The sequence below is a fragment of the Cobetia sp. SIMBA_158 genome (assembly GCF_046566945.1).
Lineage (GTDB): Bacteria > Pseudomonadota > Gammaproteobacteria > Pseudomonadales > Halomonadaceae > Cobetia > Cobetia amphilecti.
In genome coordinates this window covers 1-275 of the sequence record NZ_JAWJYL010000329.1, presented here as the reverse complement: position 1 = coordinate 275, position 275 = coordinate 1, and the positions used below count along the sequence as shown (strand labels likewise).

1 protein-coding gene is annotated in these 275 nt (G+C 38.2%); it reads left to right on the top strand.

What is annotated here, in order from left to right:
* Positions 1–275: glycoside hydrolase family 3 N-terminal domain-containing protein (locus R2R70_RS20155; protein WP_410978926.1), on the top strand; the 275-nt coding region annotated here is incomplete at both ends.

Below are 275 nucleotides of genomic sequence, written 5' to 3'. Positions count from 1 at the left end.
AAGCAGAAATAACCTGGGTAACGCCTCAAGATGTAAAAAAATATCATTTAGGATCGGTTTTGAATGGTGGTGGAACATTTTTACACAATAACCGTAATGCGAGTGTATCTGATTGGGTGTCTTTTATGGACGAGCTTTATTTAGCCTCAATGGATACATCACAAGGCGGTTTAGCTATTCCCGTTACATATGGCATTGATGCAGTACACGGCAATAACAAATTTATTGGTGCTACTTTATATCCACATAACATTGGTTTAGGTGCAACACGTAAC